The 17,437-nt window shown below is 68.3% G+C and carries 19 protein-coding genes; 7 read left to right on the top strand and 12 right to left on the bottom strand.

All coding sequences use genetic code 11. From position 1 onward, the window contains the following. Positions 1-163: 163 nt before the first annotated feature. The gene (locus C6A86_RS21185; RefSeq protein ID WP_005059648.1) at positions 164-331 is read left to right on the top strand and encodes a DUF3117 domain-containing protein; all 168 of its coding nucleotides are present in this window, start codon (positions 164-166) and stop codon (positions 329-331) included. Here the strand turns inward: C6A86_RS21185 and glgA are convergent, their stop codons facing one another. Further along, on the bottom strand, positions 332-1,495 hold the full coding sequence (gene glgA / locus C6A86_RS21180) for a glycogen synthase (protein ID WP_105362582.1): 1,164 nt from the start codon (positions 1,493-1,495) through the stop codon (positions 332-334). 164 nt (positions 1,496-1,659) lie between these two features. Between glgA and glgC the strand changes: the two genes are divergently transcribed. Further along, positions 1,660-2,874, top strand: coding sequence for a glucose-1-phosphate adenylyltransferase (glgC, locus tag C6A86_RS21175; RefSeq protein ID WP_105362568.1), 1,215 nt, complete (start codon positions 1,660-1,662; stop codon positions 2,872-2,874). A gap of 53 nt (positions 2,875-2,927) precedes the next feature. Continuing rightward, positions 2,928-4,088 (top strand): sensor domain-containing diguanylate cyclase, encoded by a 1,161-nt coding sequence (locus C6A86_RS21170; protein WP_142406932.1) that lies wholly within the window; start codon positions 2,928-2,930, stop codon positions 4,086-4,088. Here C6A86_RS21170 and C6A86_RS21165 read toward each other — a convergent pair. From C6A86_RS21165 to C6A86_RS21135, 7 genes are all read right to left on the bottom strand, one after another. Continuing rightward, positions 4,064-4,657, bottom strand: coding sequence for a DUF4126 domain-containing protein (locus C6A86_RS21165; protein WP_105362570.1), 594 nt, complete (start codon positions 4,655-4,657; stop codon positions 4,064-4,066). The two genes, C6A86_RS21170 and C6A86_RS21165, sit on opposite strands and share 25 nt — an antisense overlap. A gap of 35 nt (positions 4,658-4,692) precedes the next feature. Beyond that, entirely contained in the window at positions 4,693-4,887 is a 195-nt protein-coding gene (locus C6A86_RS21160; RefSeq protein ID WP_142406933.1) for a hypothetical protein, read from the bottom strand. Between the two features lie 48 nt (positions 4,888-4,935). Then, positions 4,936-5,598 (bottom strand): isoprenylcysteine carboxylmethyltransferase family protein, encoded by a 663-nt coding sequence (locus tag C6A86_RS21155; protein ID WP_105362572.1) that lies wholly within the window; start codon positions 5,596-5,598, stop codon positions 4,936-4,938. Then, on the bottom strand, positions 5,595-7,208 hold the full coding sequence (locus tag C6A86_RS21150; protein ID WP_311100846.1) for an ABC transporter: 1,614 nt from the start codon (positions 7,206-7,208) through the stop codon (positions 5,595-5,597). The genes C6A86_RS21155 and C6A86_RS21150 overlap by 4 nt, the downstream gene beginning before the upstream one ends. Next, positions 7,209-8,099: an ABC transporter ATP-binding protein gene (locus C6A86_RS21145; RefSeq protein ID WP_105362574.1), complete on the bottom strand. Its 891-nt coding sequence runs from the start codon at positions 8,097-8,099 to the stop codon at positions 7,209-7,211. Further along, positions 8,099-8,758 (bottom strand): TetR/AcrR family transcriptional regulator, encoded by a 660-nt coding sequence (locus C6A86_RS21140; RefSeq protein ID WP_105362575.1) that lies wholly within the window; start codon positions 8,756-8,758, stop codon positions 8,099-8,101. Before C6A86_RS21140 ends, C6A86_RS21145 begins: the two co-directional genes overlap by 1 nt. A gap of 131 nt (positions 8,759-8,889) precedes the next feature. Beyond that, complete coding sequence (locus C6A86_RS21135) at positions 8,890-9,531, bottom strand: O-methyltransferase (RefSeq protein WP_105362576.1); 642 nt, start codon at positions 9,529-9,531, stop codon at positions 8,890-8,892. Positions 9,532-9,792: 261 nt separating this feature from the next. On the opposite strand from C6A86_RS21135, the gene sigE reads away from it, so the two are divergent. The 4 genes from sigE to tatB all read left to right on the top strand — a co-directional run bounded on the left by sigE (position 9,793) and on the right by tatB (position 12,951). Then, a complete protein-coding gene (gene sigE / locus C6A86_RS21130; RefSeq protein WP_255419437.1) occupies positions 9,793-10,497 on the top strand; it encodes an RNA polymerase sigma factor SigE in 705 nt (234 codons plus the stop codon). A gap of 89 nt (positions 10,498-10,586) precedes the next feature. Next, entirely contained in the window at positions 10,587-10,982 is a 396-nt protein-coding gene (gene rseA / locus C6A86_RS21125) for an anti-sigma E factor RseA (protein ID WP_105362578.1), read from the top strand. Between the two features lie 69 nt (positions 10,983-11,051). Then, positions 11,052-12,542, top strand: a complete 1,491-nt coding sequence (locus tag C6A86_RS21120; protein ID WP_105362579.1) for a S1C family serine protease — start codon at positions 11,052-11,054, stop codon at positions 12,540-12,542. A gap of 1 nt (position 12,543) precedes the next feature. After that, positions 12,544-12,951, top strand: coding sequence for a Sec-independent protein translocase protein TatB (gene tatB / locus C6A86_RS21115; RefSeq protein ID WP_105362580.1), 408 nt, complete (start codon positions 12,544-12,546; stop codon positions 12,949-12,951). On the opposite strand, the gene C6A86_RS21110 is transcribed toward tatB, so the two are convergent. The 4 genes from C6A86_RS21110 to C6A86_RS21095 all read right to left on the bottom strand — a co-directional run bounded on the left by C6A86_RS21110 (position 12,948) and on the right by C6A86_RS21095 (position 17,430). Further along, a complete protein-coding gene (locus C6A86_RS21110; RefSeq protein ID WP_105362581.1) occupies positions 12,948-14,090 on the bottom strand; it encodes an Mrp/NBP35 family ATP-binding protein in 1,143 nt (380 codons plus the stop codon). The two genes, tatB and C6A86_RS21110, sit on opposite strands and share 4 nt — an antisense overlap. Before the next feature lie 49 nt (positions 14,091-14,139). Then, positions 14,140-15,426: a lytic murein transglycosylase gene (locus C6A86_RS21105; protein WP_311100845.1), complete on the bottom strand. Its 1,287-nt coding sequence runs from the start codon at positions 15,424-15,426 to the stop codon at positions 14,140-14,142. A gap of 154 nt (positions 15,427-15,580) precedes the next feature. Next, positions 15,581-16,138, bottom strand: coding sequence for a DUF1003 domain-containing protein (locus C6A86_RS21100; RefSeq protein ID WP_105361548.1), 558 nt, complete (start codon positions 16,136-16,138; stop codon positions 15,581-15,583). Beyond that, positions 16,135-17,430, bottom strand: coding sequence for a magnesium transporter MgtE N-terminal domain-containing protein (locus C6A86_RS21095; protein WP_105361547.1), 1,296 nt, complete (start codon positions 17,428-17,430; stop codon positions 16,135-16,137). Before C6A86_RS21095 ends, C6A86_RS21100 begins: the two co-directional genes overlap by 4 nt. Positions 17,431-17,437 lie beyond the last annotated feature (7 nt).

Raw genomic sequence — 17,437 nt, 5'->3', positions numbered from 1 at the left:
GTTATCTTTCCGGTCACGGTCCGCGCGTTTCGCCGGGTCTTTTCACATCGCAGCGGCGCTATAGGGAACAATAGGATTAGTTCAGTAGCAATTCTGTGCCGGTTGACGCCGGCTTGATCGGGTCCGTTCAGTGCGGGCCGGCTCATGCGGAGGGAGCACTACGATGGCGGCGATGAAGCCCCGGACCGGTGACGGTCCATTGGAAGCGACCAAAGAGGGGCGCGGCATCGTGATGCGGGTACCACTGGAAGGCGGAGGCCGGCTTGTCGTCGAGCTCACCCCCGATGAGGCCGCCGCGCTCGGCGACGAACTCAAGAACGTGACGAGCTAGCTAGCTCGTCACCAGGTTGTAGATCTGAAGGGTCTCCTCGGCGATACGCGCCCAGGAGAACTCTTCGATACAGCGCTGCCGGCCGGCCTCGCCGTAGCGGCGTGCGCGGTCCGGTTCGGCGACCAGTGCGTTGACCGCATCGGCCAGTCGCGCCTCGAAGGACACCGTGTCGGTGGCGTCGTAGTGCACCAGCAGTCCGGTTTCGTCATCGGCGACCACCTCGGGAATGCCGCCCACATCGGAGGCAACGACGGCCGTCGAACAGGCCATCGCCTCGAGGTTCACGATGCCCAGCGGTTCATACACCGAAGGGCAGACGAAAACCGTTGATGCCGACAATATTTCGCGAATCTTGCCGACCGGCAGCATCTCTCGCACCCAGAACACGCCCGAACGCGCGGCCGCCAGCTCCTGGACCGCTGAGCCGATCTCCGCGGCGATCTCGGGGGTGTCGGGGGCGCCCGCGCACAGCACCAGCTGGATGTCGGGGTCGAACCGGTGCGCCGCGGCCACCAGATGCGCGACCCCCTTCTGCCGGGTGATCCGGCCCACGAACGCGACGATCGGGCGGCCGGGGTCGACACCCAGCTCGGCCAGCACCGAACCCTCGGCTTCGGGCGGGCTCGGGAACCAGACCGTGGTGTCGATCCCATTGCGCACCACATGCACCCGGGCCGGATCGAGGGCGGGGTAGGTGGCCAGCACGTCGTTGCGCATCCCGGAGCTGACGGCGATCACCGCGTCGGCGGCTTCCACGGCGGTGCGTTCCACCCAGGACGAGACCCGGTACCCACCGCCGAGCTGCTCGGCCTTCCACGGCCGCATCGGTTCCAGCGAATGCGCGGTGAGTACGTGCGGGATGCCGTGCAGCAGCGAGGCCAGATGCCCGGCCATCCCGGTGTACCAGGTGTGCGAGTGCGCGACGGTTGCCCCGGCCGCGGCATTGGCCATCACCAGGTCGGCCGACAGCGTGGACAGCGCCGGATTGGCGGCCGCCAGTGCGGGGTCGGGTGCGGCGACGATTGCGGTGTCGCGCGGTGCACCCATGCAGTGCACGTCCACCTCGCACAGTTTTCGCAGCTGGGCGACGAGCTCGGTCACGTGCACGCCTGCTCCGCCGTAGACCTCCGGTGGATACTCCCGAGACATCATCGCCACCCGCATGGTGTGCACGGTAACCGGCGAGACTTCGCCGCGCACCCCTCATCCAGTTCCCGAATCATGATCATCGCTCGGACGTCTGCACGAGTGCCCAAACTCCTTGACTTGCAGCACTTCGATCGGGCGATTGGCTAGCCGCACTGCCGCAGGCCAGATAGGTTGGCAGCATGAGGGAAGCGCCACATGTGCTGGGAATCGTCCTGGCTGGGGGGGAGGGTAAGCGCCTTTACCCATTGACGGCGGATCGCGCGAAGCCGGCGGTGCCCTTCGGCGGTGGTTACCGGTTGATCGATTTCGTGCTGTCCAATCTCGTCAATGCGCGATTCCTGCGGATCTGTGTTCTGACGCAATACAAATCGCATTCGCTGGACCGGCACATCTCGCAGAACTGGCGGCTATCGGGTTTGGCGGGTGAATACATCACCCCCGTCCCGGCGCAGCAGCGACTCGGTCCGCGTTGGTATACCGGCTCCGCCGATGCGATCTACCAATCGATGAACCTGATCTACGACGAGGACCCGGACTACATCGTGATCTTCGGTGCCGATCACGTGTACCGGATGGATCCCGAGCAGATGCTGCAGCATCACATCGAGAGCGGCGCCGGTGCGACGGTGGCCGGCATCCGGGTGCCGCGGGCGGAGGCCTCGGCCTTCGGCTGCATCGACGCCGACGAGTCGGGCCGGATCCGTGGCTGGGTGGAGAAGCCGTCCGACCCGCCCGGCACCCCCGATGATCCCGAGTCGACGTTCGCCTCGATGGGTAACTACATCTTCACCACCAAGGTGCTCATCGACGCCATCAAGGCCGACGCCGACGAGGACACCTCCGATCACGATATGGGCGGCGACATTATCCCGCGGCTGGTGGGCGACGGGATGGCCTCGGTCTACGACTTCAAGGACAACGAGGTGCCCGGCGCCACCGAGCGTGACCACGGGTACTGGCGCGATGTCGGCACCCTGGATGCGTTCTACGACGCGCACATGGACCTGGTATCGGTGCACCCGGTGTTCAACCTCTACAACAAGCGCTGGCCGATCCGCGGCGGCTCGGAGAACCTGGCACCGGCCAAGTTCGTCAACGGCGGCTCCGCGCAGGAGTCCGTGGTGGGCGCGGGCAGCATCATCTCGGCGGCTTCGGTCCGCAATTCGGTGCTGTCGTCCAACGTCGCCATCGACGACGGAGCGATCGTCGAGGGCAGTGTGTTGATGCCCGGGGTCCGCATCGGCCGCGGTGCGGTGGTGCGCAGGGCGATCCTGGACAAGAACGTCGTCGTCGGTCCCGGGGAAATGGTCGGTGTCGACCTGGACAAGGATCGCGAGCGCTTCTCCATCAGCTCCGGGGGCGTGGTTGCCGTCGGTAAGGGTGTCTGGATCTGACGGGCCACGCCGCGCCGTTCTTCGACGCGTTGTGCCGCGGGGTGCGTGCGGCCGTGCCGTGCCGGCACGCGATGGTGTGCGTCGATGACACCGTGATCCCTCGCGCGCTCTGGCCCGCCTCGGAGCTGTTCGTCGAAGACGCACTGCAGATCGCGCACCCGGTACCGCCGGCCCTTCCCGGTGCCCGATTCGTGGCGGCGGTACCGCTGCAGTGCGGTACCGAGATCGCCGGGGCGCTGTGGGCCGCCGACAGCGGATCCCGCGCGATCACCACCGGCCTGCGGGAACAACTCGCCGATTTCGGCCGGCTGGCAGCGTTGTACCTGCAGCAGGAGGCCGACGCTGCCTTGTACCGGCTGGTGGCGGAGAACTCCGCCGACACGCTCATCCGGGGCACCCTGGACGGCGTCCGCCGCTACGTCTCGCCCTCGATCCGCACCCTGCTCGGCTATGAGGCACATGAGCTGGTGGGCAAGCGCGCCAGTGAGAACATGCATCCCGATGACGTCGGAGATTTCGTCCCGCAGATGCTCGCCCTGCGCGACGGTCACGTCGACAGATTCGTCACCGAGCACCGGCAACGCCACAAGGACGGGTCCTGGGTGTGGATGGAGGCGTTCGTCAGGGTCACCGAAGACCCACGCAGCGGTCACCGGGACGGCTACGTGGTGTCGGTGCGCGATACCTCGCGGCGCAAGGAGTTCGAAACGGAGTTGGTGCACAACGCATCCCACGACGTGCTGACCGGGCTGCCGAACCGGGCGCTGCTCTACGAACGGCTGGGAGCCGAGATCGAGCACGGCGGTGAGTTCGCGGTGCTCTGCGTCGACCTCGACGGGTTCAAACGGGTCAACGACGAGCTGGGCCATCATGTGGGTGATCTGGTGCTGGCAGCGGTCGGGGACCGGCTGGTGTCGTGCGTGGGTGCCCGGGACACGGTGGCCAGACGGGGCGGCGACGAGTTCGTCATCATCCACGTCGCCGACGCGCCGTTGCTGGAATCGGCAGTGGCTTTGGCGCAGTGTGTGATCGACGCCGCATCCGCCCCGATGGCCGTGGCCGAATGGTCCGGAAGTATCGGCCTGAGCATCGGGATCGCGCTCGCGGCGGGTTCGACCGCCCACGGCGAGGACATCCTGCGCGCTGCGGACAGGGCGATGTACGAGGCGAAGGCCTCGGGGCACAACGCCTACCGGATCGCCGGGTCGGTGTGACGACGCCGTCGCCACCGCCACACTCCGAACACCGCGAACGCGACGGCCGCCAGTGCGACCAGGACCAGCAGCGGCAACAGCAGTGACACGAAGACCAGTCCCACACTGGTGATGTCCTCGGCGGTGCTCAATACCGGGGCCGCCATCCCCGCCGACCCGATGTTGGCGACGGGGCGCACCGCCGATTTGGTCAACGAGACGATCAGCGCGGTGACGATGCCGATGACGACGCCGATCCACTGACCCGATGAGGCGAATGCGCCCGGGTCGGCGACCGCGGCGGTCTGCGCGGCGGTGCCGGACCCGAACACGATGCCACCGGCGGTCGGCCGCACGAACGTCTGGATGGCGTCGTTCACCGAGTCCAGCGCCGGAATCTTGTCGGCAACGATCTCGACGGCCAGCAGCACTCCGACGATCAGCATCACCCAGCCGTTCTCCAGCCAGGCCCAGCCCACGGGCAGCGACACCAACTCGGTGTATCGCGACAACAGTCCCAGCGCCAGCAGCGGAATGTAGGCGTTCAGCCCCGCCGCGGTGGCCAGCCCGAAACCGGTCAGCAACTCCATGGATTCAGTATGTGGCCGAACGTCGCCGGATCGGATCAGTTCGGGCGGCGGGTGTTCCTGGTGGTGGTACGCGACGGCTTCTCGTGCCGGGGCACCGCCGGCAGATCCTTGATCTTGCGCCCCTTTCCCGCCACGGTGGCCAGCGAGCGGCGGCATCGGGGGCAGATCGGTTTGCCCTCGATATCGACCGTCCAACTCTTCCCGCTGCCGGGGCATGCTTTGTCGGTCATGACCAGCACTGTAGCCAGGGAAACGGGGTCACCTCAATCGGCGGGCGCTCACCACAGGTGGGGCACCAGCCGATACCGCACCCGCGTCCGGTATTCGGGGTAGCCGGCCAGTTCCTCGGTGAGCATCTGCTCCTCGTCGCGAATGCGTGCCACGATCACCGGTGCCGATGCCGCCACACCGAGCAGCCCCCACAGCGAATCCAGTGCCAGCGGGGTGCCGACCATCATGACGGCCGCACCGGTGTACATCGGGTGCCGCACCAACCCGTAGAGCCCGGTGGACACCAGCGGCTGGCCGGCCTCGACCCGGACCGTCGCCGCCGCATAGTTGTTCTGCACGACGACGAGCTGGGCGACACCCAGTCCGGCGGCGACCAGGACGTTGCCGGTGATGACGAGCCACACCGGCACCTGCGACCAGCCGAAGCGGTGATCGAGCGCCGAGAGCACGAATGTCGCGACCACCAGGGTCACCGTGAGGGTCATGATGATCCGTTGCGCGGGACGGGTTTCGGCGGCCGGACCGGCCTTCATCCGCCGGGCCAGTGCGTCCGGATGGCGGACCGCCAGGTAGATGCTCGGCACGATGGTCGTCGCGATGAACACCGCCAGGAAGACCCAGGCCTGCCAATAGTCGAAGGTGCCGGCCGGCCAGAACAGCACGGCGATGAAGAAGGCGAGCCCCAGGACGGTCTGCGCGATGAGCCTCATACCGCGTCCCGCGTTCGATAGATCGAACCGGCGAGCAGCGTGCCGGCGGTCGCAACGGCCAGCATCGTCACCAGCGCGGTGACCGGGAAATCGGTGGGTGCCGTGATCTGCCCGACGGGCGAGGCGTCCAGCAGCCACTGCGGCAGTCGTAGCAGCGCACCGAGATACAGGCTCAGCACGACGAATGCCACAGCCAGCCAGCCGATCCAGGGCTTGCGCAGCGCGACGGCGAGCGCAGCGACCGCGGCAAGGACCGCCATGGCCGGAAGGAAGGTCAGACCGGCGAGAGTCAGCCGCCAGACGGCGGCCGGCTCGCCGACGGCCACGCCGGCGCCCAGACCGTTGCCCAGACCCGCACAGAACAACAGGGCGGCCGCACCGGTCAGCGCCGCGGCCACCGATGTCAGCAGCCACTGCCAACGCGACACCGCGGCGGCCAGCACCGGCTCGGACAGACCGGATTGCTCGTCGCTGAACGTGCGCAACACGGCGGACACCACGTACGCGCCGACTACGGCGGCCAGGAACTGGGACATGGTGGTGTGCACACCGTCGGCACCCGATACTGCGAGCATCCGCGCCAGCAACTCGTTCTGCTGTGCGGCATTCAGCAGTGACGTCGTCATCGACCCGAATGCCAGGCCGGCCAGGAACAGTCCGGTGCCCCAGCCGATCAGCTGGCCGCGCTGCAGGGTCAGATGCAGGACGAAGACGTTCGGGATCGGGTGCGCGTCCGGACGTTCACCGCTGGAGGCGATGATGCCGTCGTCGTACTGACGCCGGGATTCCAGCACCGCGGCGGTGATCACCAGCGCTGCGGTGAGGCCGATCAGCAGCAGCAGCGGCCACCAGCGCAGGTCCACGAAGGACCGCATCTGCTGAGCCCATGCGATGGGGGACAACCAGCTCAGCACGCTGCCCGAGGTGTCGATGACATCGCCGATGCCGCGAACCAGAGCGGCCAGCGCGAGGGCGCCCATCGCCGCACCCATCGCGGTGCGAGCCTGCCGCCACAGCTGGGCGGTGACGGCCGCCAGTGCGCCGAAAACCATTGCCACACCGGTGATACCGAGGCTCATCGCGGCACTGTCGGTGACACTGAAGCCGTTGCCGGCAAGCGCCACGGTCATGGTGACGGTGAGAACGGCATTGACGGCACCCACCAGGATCAGCGCGGCGCCCGTGCGGGCGTGGCGGCCGACCACCGAGGACAGCACGAGCTCGGCTGCACCGCTTTCCTCGTCGCGGCGGGTGTGCCTGATGATGGTGAGGACGGCCAGGATCGAGGTGGCAACGATCATGGTCAGCATCAGTTCATTGGCGATCATGGCGCCCAGCGCGGTCTCATCGCCGCCGAACATCGGGCCGCTCATCATGATCCCGGCCGGGGTCTGCATCAGGCTGATGCGGGCCAGGCGCTGTTCTTCGGCGGGGTAGGCCATCTTGAGCGCACCCGGGGTGTAGGCCATCAGCAGGGTGAGCAACCCGAGCCATACCGTGAAACGGACACGGTCGCGGCGCAGCGCCAACCGCAGCAGTGCGGCAGTGCCGGTCAGCGGTGACTCCGCCGCGCCGGCCCGGTGGCTGGTCTGCGGTGCGGCGGTGCTCACCTAGCTCACCCCCTGGTACTCGCGGAGGAACAGGTCTTCCAGCGAGGCGGGTGCCACCGCGAGTTCGTCGATGCCGAGTCCGGCGAGGCGGTCCATGGTGGCGTCGAGATCGGCGCGGTCGACCGAGAAGCTGATCTGCCCGTCGTGTGCGGAGAAGTCGTGGACAAAGGGCAGCCGGTGCAACTGGGTGCCGTCGCCTCGGGTGCGGGCGGTGACGGTGGTGCGCATCAGATGGCGCAGTTCGTCGAGGGTCCCGGAACGCACGGTGCGCCCGTCCCGGATGATGGTGACGTTGTCGCAGAGCTTTTCGACCTCGGCGAGGATGTGACTGGACAACAGCACCGCCGCGCCGCGGTCGGCCACCTCGGCGACGCACTGTTGGAAGTTCTTCTCCATCAAGGGATCCAGGCCCGAGGTCGGCTCGTCGAGGATGTACAACTCGGCTTCGGTGCTGAAGGCGGCGACGATGGCGACCTTCTGCCGGTTGCCCTTGGAGTAGGTGCGGGCCGATTTGTGCGGGTCCAGTTCGAAGCGCCGGATCAGTTCATCGCGACGCCGGGTGTCGACTCTGCCGCCGCGCAGCCGTGCCAGGAAGTCGATGGCCTGTGCGCCGGTGAGGTTCGGCCACAGCGTGACATCGCCCGGCACATAGGCGATCCGGCGATGCAGCGCGACCGCGTCGCGCCAGGGATCGCCGCCCAGCAGTCGCAGCGTGCCGGCATCGGCGCGCAGCAGGCCGAGCAGGATCCGGATGGTCGTCGACTTTCCGGCGCCGTTGGGTCCGAGGAATCCGGTGACATCGCCGGGTGCGACGGTCAGGTCCAGACCGTCGAGTGCCGTGCTGTGGCCGAATCTCTTGGTGAGTCCGCTGATCTCGACGGCGTTGGTCATCACTGCTCTCCTTGTTCGGGTGCGCTGAATGCGACGCCTTTCTCGCGCTGGGCCACGAAGGCGTCATACATGGTGGAGTCGGTCATCAGGCCGTTGGTGTAGACCTCAAGGGCCGGTAGCACCATGTCTTCGGCGTAGTCGCGCAGGACCGCCCGCACGTCGGTCGGGTTGTCGTGCAGCTGCAGATAGAGCAGGAACCCGCCGCCGCCCATCATCCCGAGGTATTTGGCGCGCGCCTTGGGGTCTCGGCTCGGTTTGAGCGTCCCGGCGTGCACGCCCGCCTCGAGGTATGCCTCGGTGTTCTCGATCATCTTCTGCCAGAGCGACTTTGCGAGATCGTTGCCGGACTGCATGCTGCGCACCAGATACGCCATCATCGGCGCGTAGTCCTCGATCTCGGCCATCTGGGCGAACCATGTCGCCGGATCGGAGGACTGGATGGATTCGGATTTCGCGCTGCGGATCTGCTCGGCGATGTGGTCGTCACAGGCCTTGCGCAGGCCGTCCTTGGAACCGAAGTGGTGGATGACCAACCCGGCGCTGACCCCGGCGGCGGCGGCAATCGCGCGGACACCGGTGTCGAACCCGTGTTCGCCGAACTGCCGGATCGCCGCGTCGCGAATACGGGCGGTGGTCGTCAGATCATCGGCTGAACGCATGTTTAATAGGCTAAACGCACGTTCAGTCGAGCGTCAAGGGATCGAGCCGCGAGATTGCGGTTATCGCGTGAAAGTGCGAGTGGACCCCGCGAGAAGTGCAATCTCGCGGGGAACTGCGCGGGAAAGGGAAGCTAGTCGCGGGCGGCGGCGAGCAGACCGTCGCCCAGTGGGATCAGCACCGGAATGAAGCGCTCGTCCTCGGCGATCAGGCGGGCGGCCTCCCGGACCGCGGCGACCTCGGCGTCGTTGGCCGACGCATCACCGGCGCGCCCGCCGAGCGCGGCGCGGTGCACCACGATCGCCCCGCCGGGGCGCAGCAACCGCACACCCTCGGCGACATACTGCGGCTGATCGGCCGGGGCGGCGTCGACGAACACCAGGTCGTAGGACTCATCGGCCAGCCTGGTCAGGACGTCCTGAGCGCGTCCGCTGATCAGCCGGGTGCGCGATGCGCCGACGCCGGCCTCGGTGAATGCCTGCTTGGCCAGTCGCTGGTGCTCGGGTTCGACGTCGATCGTGGTCAGCACACCGTCCTCGCGCATACCGGCCAGCAGCCACAGCCCGCTGACACCGGCCCCGGTGCCCACCTCGACCACTGCTTTCGCGCCGGTCAGCCGAGCCAGCACGCTCAGCAGCGCGCCGACGGCCGGCGTCACCGCACCCGCGCCGCTGTCCACCGCACGTTCCCGTGCCGCGGCGGTCACCGCGTCCTCGGTGATCGACGCCTCCGCGTGCGAGACGATCGACTGGGCGGCGTCGTCGGTGCTGGCCATGCCCGCAGCGTAGAGCGAACAACGACCGGCGCGACCCCGACACGCCCGCCCCTGATACGAGAATCACACCGGGTCTCACCGGGTTTTACCTGGTCGAATCGTGGGTAATCCGCATTCTCAGGAATTGTTCAGTTTGCTCATATGCCAGGCACACCCCGGTCGGAGACGGTACTTCCCATGGAACACGGCGAAAGCTTGCGATCACGGAATACGGACGGCCTCGGCCACGTTTCCATCGACAACGCGCAGACGCCGACCAAAATGGCCTGCCACCTTGATACGGAGGATCCGACGATCGCCAACGCTGCAGCTTCCGCAAGCGCCGGGAGCACTGTTGCCAGCCCCGTCTCCATGCCCCATCTGGAGCAGTACACCGACGGCGATTGGGTCGAACCCTCCGACGAACTGACCGGCACCGCGGTCTTCGATGCCACTGGCGACAAGACCGCCATGCCGTCCTGGGACGAGTTGGTCCGCCAGCACGCCGACCGGGTGTACCGGCTGGCCTACCGCCTGTCGGGCAACCCTCAGGACGCCGAGGACCTGACCCAGGAGACCTTCATCCGGGTCTTCCGCTCGGTGCAGAACTACCAGCCCGGCACTTTCGAAGGCTGGTTGCACCGCATCACCACAAACCTGTTCCTCGACATGGTGCGGCGCCGGACCCGGATCCGCATGGAGGCCCTGCCCGAGGACTACGACCGGGTGCCGGCCGAGGATCCCAACCCCGAGCAGATCTATCACGACTCGCGCCTGGGCCCGGACCTGCAGGCCGCGCTGGACTCGCTGCCGCCGGAGTTCCGCGCGGCTGTCGTCCTCTGCGATATCGAGGGGTTGTCCTACGAGGAGATCGGCGCCACCCTCGGTGTGAAGCTCGGCACCGTCCGCAGTCGCATCCACCGTGGTCGGCAGGCGCTGCGTGAGCATCTGGCCAAGCATTCGGATCAGCTGACCGCCTCCGCCTGAGCGTCGTGGGTGTGAGGCGCGGATTACCGCGCTACATTCAAATGAGCAGTGTGTGTTCAAAGGCGCGGCGTTCCGAGAGGAGTCGGGTGATGGCTGACCCGGGCGATGTGTTCCGTCGCGCGTTCTCGTGGCTGCCTGCCCAGTTCGCCTCCCAGAGCAGCGAGCCGGTGGGGCCACGCCGCTTCGGCTCCACCGAGCACCTCTCCACCGAGGCCATCGCGGCCTTCGTCGACGGAGAACTGCGGATGACCGCGCATCTGCGCGCCGGACATCACCTGTCGCTGTGCCCACTGTGCGCCGGCGAGGTGGATGCCCAGCGCCAGGCGCGCTCGGCGCTGCGCGACGCCTGCCCGATCGCGATGCCCAATTCTCTGCTGGGTCTGTTGTCTCAGATTCCGGACCGCAATCCCGAGACCCCAGTCCCCGAGGAAGCCACCCAGCAGGTGGTCGAAGGCGCAGGTCGCGCCCGGCGCAAGCGCCGGTAGGCTTGGTGTAGGAGAATTCAGTCGCGGGTGCCGTCGGTGGCGCGCGCTCGAGCCGGGAGTGATGCACGGGTGACCAATCAGGACCAATCGGGCACTAACCCGCGTCTGGCGCCTCGTCCGGTTTCACGTCCGCCCGTCGACCCGGCGTCACAGCGCGCCTTCGGCCGGCCCGATGGTGTGTCCGGCTCGTTCCTCGGCGCGGACAAGCATCGCGATCAGGGCGACTACACCCCGAAGAACCAGTCGCCGGACCCCGTACTCGCCGAGGCCTTCGGTCGGCCCTACGCGGGCGGCGATTCCCTGCAGCGCCACCCGGCCGACGCCGGCGCGCTGGAGGCGGAACGCGATATCGACGCCGAAGACGTCGACGATCCCTGGCGCGACCCGTCCGCCGCCGCGGCACTCGGAGCGCCGGCGGCCGCACCCAGCGCTCCCGTGGTGGTGCAGGCGCCTCAAGGCAAGCTCGGCGTGCGCGACGTGCTTTTCGGCCGCAAGGTGTCGATCACCGCGCTGGCGATCCTGGCCATCATGGCGCTGGTCATCGGCGCTCTCGGCGGCGTTGTCGGCCGCAAGACCGCCGAGGTGGTGGAGGCCTTCACCACCTCCAAGGTCACCCTGGAGACCAGCGACCGGCCCGCTGAGCCGGCCGGACAGTTCGCCGAGGTTGCCGCCGCCGTTGCCGATTCGGTGGTCACCATCGAAGCGACCAGCGACCAGGAGGGCTCGCAGGGCTCCGGTGTCGTGATCGACGGGCGCGGCTACATCGTGACCAACAACCACGTCATCTCCGAGGCCGCGATCAACCCGAGCAAGTACAAGATGACCGTCGTGTTCAACGACGGCAAGGAGGTCCCGGCCAACCTCGTCGGCCGCGACCCGAAGACCGACCTCGCGGTGATCAAGGTCGACAACGTCGACAACCTCAGCGTCGCGAAGCTGGGGGACTCGGAGAAGCTCCAGGTCGGCGAGCAGGTGATCGCGGCGGGCGCCCCGCTGGGGCTGCGCAGCACCGTCACCCACGGCATCATCAGCGCGCTGCACCGCCCGCTGCCGCTGTCCGGCGACGGCTCCGATACCGACACCGTCATCGACGGTGTGCAGACCGACGCCTCGATCAACCACGGCAACTCCGGCGGCCCGCTGATCAACATGGCCGCCGAGGTCATCGGCATCAACACCGCCGGCAAGTCACTGTCCGACAGCGCCAGCGGTCTGGGCTTCGCCATCCCGGTCAACGAGGTCAAGGATGTGGCGCAGAAGCTCATCGAGGCCGGCAAGATCTCGCATCCCACCCTGGGTCTGACCGCCCGTTCGGCCAGCAACGACCTGGCTTCCGGCGCGCAGATCGCCGATGTCAAGGTCGGCGGTCCCGCGGAGCGCGGCGGGATCCTGGAGAACGACGTGGTCGTCAAGGTCGGGGACCGCGATGTCGCCGACGCCGACGAGTTCGTCGTCGCGGTGCGTCAGCTCAAGATCGGCGAGCCCGCCCCGATCGAGGTCGTCCGCGACGGTCGCCGCGTCACCCTCACCGTCACTCCGATCGGTGACGGCGCCGCCTGAGATGTTCGCGAATGTCGGCTGGGGCGAGATGCTGCTGTTGGTGGTGGCCGGTCTGGTCATCCTCGGCCCCGAACGACTGCCGGGAGCCATCCGCTGGACCTCCGGCGCGATCCGCCAGGCCCGCGAGTACCTCAGCGGGGCGACCAGCCAGCTGCGGCAGGACCTCGGCCCGGAGTTCGAGGATCTGCGTGAACCGCTGAGCGAGCTGCAGAAGCTGCGCGGGATGACACCGCGTGCGGCACTGACCAAGCACCTGCTCGACGGGGACGACTCGTTCCTCACCGGCAAATTCGACAAGCCGGTCAAGCCGGTGTCCCCGGACGCCCCCCAACCCGCGCCGGACCCGACGCCGCCGGTCGAGGGCAGCCGGCCGGGCACCGGCGCCCGCTTCGACAGCGACGCGACCTAGCGTCCGGCGGGGTCCAGCCCCAACGACATCCCGGCCAGGCCACGCTTGCGTGCCCCGAGCGCGTCGGCGACCTTGCGCAGCTCCTTGGCGGCAGGGGAGTCGGGGGTCGACAGCACCAGCGGAATGCCGGAGTCGCCGGCGGTCACCAGGCTCGGTTCCAGTGGAATCTGGCCCAGCAGCGGCACATCGGCGCCGACCGACCGGGTCAGCGACGCCGACACCTGCGCGCCGCCGCCGGACCCGAAGATGTCCATCACGGTGCCGTCCGGCAGGGTCAGCCCCGCCATGTTCTCCACCACGCCGACGATGCGCTGACGGGTCTGCAGCGCGATCGCGCCGGCGCGTTCGGCGACCTCGGCCGCGGCCGACTGCGGGGTGGTGACCACCAGGATCTCCGCGCCCGGGATGAGCTGCGACACCGAGATGGCGATATCGCCGGTACCCGGCGGCAGGTCCAGCAGCAGCACGTCCAGATCGCCCCAGTAGACATCGGCCAGGAACTGCTGCAGCGCCCGGTGCAGCATCGGTCCGCGCCACACCACCGGGGTGTTGCCCTGGGTGAACATCGCGATCGAAATGACCTTCACCTCATGCGCGATCGGCGGCAGGATCATCGAATCGACCTGAGTGGGCCGGTCCACCACACCCATCATCCGCGGCACCGAGTGGCCGTAGATATCGGCATCGAGCACGCCGACCGACAGACCGCGGGCGGCCATCGCCGCCGCGAGATTGACGGTGACACTGGACTTTCCGACGCCGCCCTTGCCGGAGGCCACCGCGTAGACGCGGGTCAGCGAGTTGGGCTGGGCGAACGGGATCACCGGCTCACGCGAGTCGCCGCGCAGCAGCTTGCGCAGCTCGGCGCGCTGCTCGTCGTTCATCACGTCCAGGCTGACCTTGACCGCACCGGTGCCCGGGACGTCGGTGACGGCGGCGGTCACCTTGTCGGTGATCTCGTTCTTCTTCGGGCAGGCCGAGGTGGTCAGGTAGATCTCGACGTGCACGCCGGCGTCGGCGTCGACGGTGACACCTTTGACCATGCCCACTTCGGTGATCGGGCGCCGCAGTTCGGGATCGACGACCTTGCTCAGCGCAGCACGAACCGCGGCTTCCAGGTCGGTATGTGTCGAGGACATCACCCGCGAGTCTAGGCCGCGCCGACGGACCTTCGGTCCGCCGGGCCGACTACGCGGCGGGGCCGGGTGCCGGCCCGGGTGCCGGACCGAGCGCGGCGGGCACCGCGGGAGGGACCGGAGCCGCGGGGGGAGGCGGGGCAAAGGGGTTGAACGGCGCCGGCGGTGCGGCCAGGGGCGGTGCTGCGAACGGGTTGAACGGTGCGGCGGCCGGGGGCGGTGGTGCGAACGGGTTGAACGGTGCGGCGGCCGGGGGTGGCGGTGCGAACGGGTTGAACGGCGCCGCCGGCGCGGGCGTGTTCTCACCGAGACAGAACACCGCACAGTTCGGGACGGCCGCGGGCTCGCCGGGCCCCGGCGGCACCGGCAGGCGGTCGGCCACATCGGCGCGGCCCAGGTCGAAGAACGGCATGACGGCCATCGGGTCGGTCGACGGCAACCCCAGCGCGTTCAGCGGCAACCCCGGTCCGAGCCCCTCGGCATTGGTGTCCAGGTGCACGTTGCCCATGCCCAGCGCGGGAACCGGTCCGGTGATGGGCGGCAAGTTCACCGGCACCACGCCGGTGGCGTACGCGGCGGCCCAGCCCAGCACATTGCGCGCGTAGGCAACCGAGTTGTTGTAGCGCAGGATCGACGTCATGACCTGACTCTGATCGCGCATGTTCAGGCCACCGCTGCACAGGTATCGGGCCGCGGCCAGCGTCGCGTCGTACAGGTTCTGCACTTCGGCCTTGCCGTCACCGTTGCCGTCGGAGGCGTACCGCGACCAGGTGCCCGGCAGGAACTGCATCGGACCCATCGCCCGGGCGTAGGTGACCCGGTCGTTGTTGCGGCTCTGCACGATGATCTCGTTGCCGGGCAGGGTTCCGTCCAGGGCGGGCCCGAGAATGGGTTTGACCGCGGTGCCGTTGACATCGGTGGCGCCACCATTGGCGTGCATGGACTCGATACGGCCGATGCCGGCGAGCAGGTTCCAGCTCATCCCGCAGGTCGGCGCCGCCGTGGCCATCATCCGCTCGGCGTTGCGGTAGGCGTTCAGGGCGACCGTCGGAATGCGAAGGTTGCCGGGGGCACTCACCACGGCGGCCGGTGGCGGCGCGGACAGCGCGGTGCCCGCGGTCTGGAACGGGCGCGGTGCCTTCATGGCGGCCACCACGCTGACACCGGAATCGCTTTCGGGGGTGGTGACGACGGCCGCGAGCGGGGTCACGGTGGTCTCCAGCACGGGCTTCAGCACGGGAGCCGAAGCGCCCACGCCCAAGGTCAGGACCAGTGGGGTGAGGATGGCGATACCCAGCAACCCGCGGGTGCTCGGCGCCGATTCAGCCACCGTGCGCATCAGTCGCCGTGCTCCGTGCCGCGCTGCAGCGAGGGCGGAGGCTCCCCCTTTGACCACTCAACCGTCCTAGATTTGCGGTACCCGACCGTTTGTGAACCAGGTCACCATACCCAGTCGCTCGTCTCCGTGGTGCGGCAATGGATGGCAAGGATTTTCATGCGCCCGCAGGCGGCTCGGAATCCGCTTCCGGCTGATCGCTCGGCGCGACCGGTTCGGCCGCGCGTTTGCCCTTGTTCTTCTTCGGTTTGGGTGGCACCAGCTCGACCAGCATCTCGCGCAGCTCCTCGAGTTCGCGGCGCAGATAGTCGCGCGTGGCCATCTCGCCCACCGCCAGCCGCAGCGCGGCCAGCTCGCGGGCCAGGTATTCGGTGTCCGCCTTGGTCTGCTCGGCGCGCCGGCGGTCTTCTTCCAGCGAGACCCGGTCGCGGTTCTCCTGGCGGTTCTGCGCCAGCAGGATCAGCGGCGCGGCGTAGGCGGCCTGAGTCGAGAAGGCCAGGTTCAGCAGGATGAACGGGTACGGGTCCCACTGCAGGGTGAGCGCGAACAGGTTCAGCAGGATCCAGACGATGACGAACACGGTCTGGATCGCCAGGTAGCGGCCGGTGCCCAGGAACCGTGCGAAGGACTCGCCGAAGCGGCCCGCGGCCTCGACGTCGAACTGCGGGGTGAAGCGCCTACGCGAGGAGCGCGGGGTGTCGATCCGGTCGCTCACGTCGACTTCTCCGTGGTGACGATCAGTGGCTCGGCCTCACGTGCGCGCCAATCGTCGGGCAACAGGTGGTCGAGCACATCGTCGACCGACACCGCGCCGAGCAGATGATTCTCCTCATCGACCACCGGCCCGCAGACCAGGTTGTAGGCGGCGAAATAGCGGGTCAGCGCGCCGAGAGTCTCCTCGGGGCGCAGACTCGGCAGATCCTTGTCGACGATGCCGCTGACCAGCTCGGCCGGCGGCTCCCGCAGCAACCGCTGCAGGTGCACACAGCCCAGGTAGCGCCCGGTCGGTGTCGCGGTCGGCGGCCGCACCACGAACACCAGCGACGCCAGTGCCGGTGTCAGGTCGGGGTCGCGGACCCGGGCCAGCGCCTCGGCGACCGTGGTGTCCGGTGCCAGCACCACCGGCTCGGAAGTCATCAGGCCGCCGGCGGTGTTGGGGGAGTGGCTGAGCAGGCGCCGCACATCCTCGGAGTCCTCCGGGTCCATCCGGCGCAGGAATTGTTCGGCGTCGGCCGGCGCCATCGACCCCAGCAGGTCCGCGGCGTCGTCGGGATCCATCGCCTCCAGCACATCGGCCGCGCGATCGGTCTTGAGCTGACGCAGCACCGCAGCCTGTTCGTTCTCGGGCAGCTCCTGCAGCACATCGGCGAGGCGTTCGTCATCGAGGGCGTTGACCACTTCGAAGCGCCGTTTGGCGGGCAGCTCCCGGATTGCTTCGGCGACCTCGATCGGACGCTGGCCCTGGAACTGCTCGAGCAGCTGGGCGACGCCCTGGTCGGGCATGGCCAATCCGGACGGCGTCAGCCCGTGCACATGCTTCCAGTCGACGGGATAGACATTGCTGCGGCGCCCCAGCCGGCGCTGCGGGCGGACCGCCACCTTGGTGACCACCCAGTCCCGGGTGCGGGTCTGCTCGATACCGAGATCCACCACGACCACATCGAGACCGGCTAGCTGGTCGAGGTCGGGGTCGTCGACCCGCACGCGCGTCTCCAGCACCTGCCCCAGGGCGAGCACCTCACCGGGGCGCTGCGAGAACCGGCGCAGCGACACGTTGCCGGTGGTCAGGGTGACGGCGCTGGGTTCGATCGCGGTCACCCGCAGGATCGGAACGAAAATCCTTCTGCGGGTGAGCAGTTCGACGACCAGTCCGAGAACTCGCGGTTGTTGGCGGACGATGCTGATGCTGACCACCACATCGCGGACACGCCCGATCGACTCGCCGTCCGGGCCGAGGACGACCATGCCCGCCAGGCGGGCCGCATATACCCGGGTAACCGCCGCCATGGGTCAA

Source organism: Mycobacterium sp. ITM-2016-00316 (genome assembly GCF_002968335.2).
Taxonomy (GTDB): domain Bacteria; phylum Actinomycetota; class Actinomycetes; order Mycobacteriales; family Mycobacteriaceae; genus Mycobacterium.
Note: the sequence above shows the minus strand (reverse complement) of the source record. Positions and strands in the feature narration are given on the sequence as shown.

Bases quoted from the DNA above. Each gene is read 5' to 3' on its own strand.
- C6A86_RS21185 (WP_005059648.1), top strand. From the start codon at position 164: ATGGCGGCGATGAAGCCCCGGACCGGTGACGGTCCATTGGAAGCGACC.
- glgA (WP_105362582.1), bottom strand. From the start codon at position 1,495: ATGCGGGTGGCGATGATGTCTCGGGAGTATCCACCGGAGGTCTACGGC.
- glgC (WP_105362568.1), top strand. From the start codon at position 1,660: ATGAGGGAAGCGCCACATGTGCTGGGAATCGTCCTGGCTGGGGGGGAG.
- C6A86_RS21165 (WP_105362570.1), bottom strand. From the start codon at position 4,657: ATGGAGTTGCTGACCGGTTTCGGGCTGGCCACCGCGGCGGGGCTGAAC.
- C6A86_RS21160 (WP_142406933.1), bottom strand. From the start codon at position 4,887: ATGACCGACAAAGCATGCCCCGGCAGCGGGAAGAGTTGGACGGTCGAT.
- C6A86_RS21155 (WP_105362572.1), bottom strand. From the start codon at position 5,598: ATGAGGCTCATCGCGCAGACCGTCCTGGGGCTCGCCTTCTTCATCGCC.
- C6A86_RS21145 (WP_105362574.1), bottom strand. From the start codon at position 8,099: ATGACCAACGCCGTCGAGATCAGCGGACTCACCAAGAGATTCGGCCAC.
- C6A86_RS21140 (WP_105362575.1), bottom strand. From the start codon at position 8,758: ATGCGTTCAGCCGATGATCTGACGACCACCGCCCGTATTCGCGACGCG.
- C6A86_RS21135 (WP_105362576.1), bottom strand. From the start codon at position 9,531: ATGGCCAGCACCGACGACGCCGCCCAGTCGATCGTCTCGCACGCGGAG.
- sigE (WP_255419437.1), top strand. From the start codon at position 9,793: ATGGCCTGCCACCTTGATACGGAGGATCCGACGATCGCCAACGCTGCA.
- rseA (WP_105362578.1), top strand. From the start codon at position 10,587: ATGGCTGACCCGGGCGATGTGTTCCGTCGCGCGTTCTCGTGGCTGCCT.
- tatB (WP_105362580.1), top strand. From the start codon at position 12,544: ATGTTCGCGAATGTCGGCTGGGGCGAGATGCTGCTGTTGGTGGTGGCC.
- C6A86_RS21110 (WP_105362581.1), bottom strand. From the start codon at position 14,090: ATGTCCTCGACACATACCGACCTGGAAGCCGCGGTTCGTGCTGCGCTG.
- C6A86_RS21105 (WP_311100845.1), bottom strand. From the start codon at position 15,426: ATGCGCACGGTGGCTGAATCGGCGCCGAGCACCCGCGGGTTGCTGGGT.
- C6A86_RS21095 (WP_105361547.1), bottom strand. From the start codon at position 17,430: ATGGCGGCGGTTACCCGGGTATATGCGGCCCGCCTGGCGGGCATGGTC.